This is a genomic window from Rhizobium phaseoli, from assembly GCF_010668805.1.
GTDB classification, from domain to species: domain Bacteria; phylum Pseudomonadota; class Alphaproteobacteria; order Rhizobiales; family Rhizobiaceae; genus Rhizobium; species Rhizobium phaseoli_A.
Window position 1 is genome coordinate 1 of the sequence record NZ_WUFT01000051.1, and the last position, 2,117, is coordinate 2,117.

The 2,117-nt window shown below is 56.4% G+C and carries 1 protein-coding gene and 1 pseudogene; one reads left to right on the plus strand and one right to left on the minus strand.

Going from position 1 to position 2,117, the window contains the following annotated elements:
* Positions 1 to 62 precede the first annotated feature (62 nt).
* On the plus strand, positions 63 to 1,058 hold the full coding sequence (locus GR197_RS31305) for an IS30 family transposase (protein ID WP_082849634.1): 996 nt from the start codon (positions 63 to 65) through the stop codon (positions 1,056 to 1,058).
* A gap of 99 nt (positions 1,059 to 1,157) precedes the next feature.
* On the opposite strand, the pseudogene GR197_RS31310 reads toward GR197_RS31305, so the two are convergent.
* Positions 1,158 to 1,902, minus strand: a pseudogene (locus GR197_RS31310) (hypothetical protein).
* Positions 1,903 to 2,117 lie beyond the last annotated feature (215 nt).

Below are 2,117 nucleotides of genomic sequence, written 5' to 3' on the forward strand. Positions count from 1 at the left end.
GGTACATTCTATCTCGAACTGCAACAAAGGCGCTAAGCTGCCTGCTTTTCGGGAGCCGTGGTTTGATCCGTACCTTTTCGCATTTGAGTTTTGACGAACGCCGATCGATTTCCAGGATGTTGGATCAGAAGTTTAGCCAGTCTGAGATCGCCAGACGCCTCGGCCGGGACCGTGCGACCATCTCCCGGGAGATAAAACGCAACTACTGGCACGATCAGGAATTCCCCGATGCCGAGGGCTACTGGGCGATGACCGCCAACGACATGGCGCGCGACAGGCGCCGGCGGATCGGCAAGCTCTTTCGTCGCGAGGATCTGCGGAACGAAGTGATCGGAAAGTTGGAATCCGGCTGGTCGCCGGAACAGATTGCTGGACGACTGAAGATCGAACCAGCGGCCAAGGCAAGCGTCTGTCACGAGACGATCTACCGGTATGTCTATTCACCAGAAGGACAACGGCAGCAACTCGCGCGGCTTCTCCCGGAACGGCGGAGAAAGCGCCGGCCGCGATATGCTCGCAAGCCGCAGAATCCAGTCTTTCCAGATGAGCGTTCGATCAAACATCGGCCGGAAGCCATCAACGATCGCAAGGAATTCGGTCACTGGGAAGCCGATCTCATGATCTTCGAAAGGGTTCAGGGCAATGCCAATGTGGCAACGGTTGTTGAGCGGACGAGCCGGTTCACCATGCTGTTCAAGAACAACGACCGGCAGTCCAAGCCGATCATGGAGCGGCTCATCGACGTGCTCAGCCCCCTGCCCAGGCATGCCCGGCAAAGTTTGACGTTTGATCGCGGATTTGAATTCGTCTCCTGGCGGCGACTGAAGCAGGGAATGGGAACCGATGCATGGTTCTGCGATCCGTCTGCGCCCTGGCAAAAAGGCTCCGTTGAGAACATGAATCGGCGGATTCGGCGTTACCTGCCGAGGGATACTGCTGTCCTGTCAGTTCCTGATGAATCGATACGATCACTGATCGATCGGTTGAACAGTACGCCGAGAAAATGCCTTGGTTTCCGCACCCCAGCTGAAGTGTTCAGGCGTGAAGTGAACAAATGACGGCAAGCCGGGGCGGAGGACGGATTTTATGAATGATCCTGCGGTGATTGCGCGGCGAGAGAAAGCGTTATTAGGCAGCCAGCGGCAGAATAGAGATCGTCAATGCACGCCGATATCGCTTTGCGTATCCGATTCCAACTGCAGGCAAGCTGCCCAAAGTAGCGTCTTGTGGAAGGATCCATCCTGCAGAAGAGTGAGCCCCTCTCGTGCCTCGTAGAGCAAGCCGAGCCAGCATAAGCGTTGGGAGACGCCATACTGAAGATCGGATTTCAACTCCCAGGCTTCTATGGTCATTTCGGTGTCCGACAAAGGCGCCAGCTCTGGATAGAGGATTTTCACAACGTCCATTGGCGTGCAACCTTCTCTGGCCTTGATATTTGATATTGAGAAGATTGAGGAACATGCGCCACCAGCGTAACCGCGCTCGGACCTCCTCTTCCCGCTCGGTGGCGTGGACATAGGAATAGAGATAATCCGTGGCGACCAGATCGAAGATGGCTTGCGGGTTCACCAAAAACTCCCGGCCGCGTCTGGTTGGCAGCAGCACATCCTTTTTCCGGCGAAGAAGCTTCAGATGACGGGCCATGTCGCGCACGACCCAAAGCGGCGGCATGTCGCTTTCATTGAGCACCTTGTTCATGCTGTAGAGGTCCTCGGCTGTGAATCCTGGCCAGAGAAAATGCACAGCGGCCCAATGCACGAACTTGCGGTTCATGGCGCCGGTCGCCGTCAATCCTATGCCACCCTCACCGTCAGCATAGGCAACCGAAAGAAGCATGCCGCGAAGAAGTGGTGACAGCGCGGCGATGTCGACGTCACCTTGCAGGTTGATTTCCGGAAGCATCGTGCGGCTTTGATCCCCAACTGCGCCATGCAAGTCCCAGCGAGTATCGAGCGGTAAAAGAACAATTGCTAGTGAGAAAGCTAAAGCCGAAGGGGTGCGTCATCACCCGCCCCCGCTCCGCCCTTGCAACCCGGCCCAGCCGGTCGGATCGGGGGCTGATCTCCCTGCCCTGTAGTAGCCTTTAAGCCTTTGTTGCATTTACATTAGAAGTCACA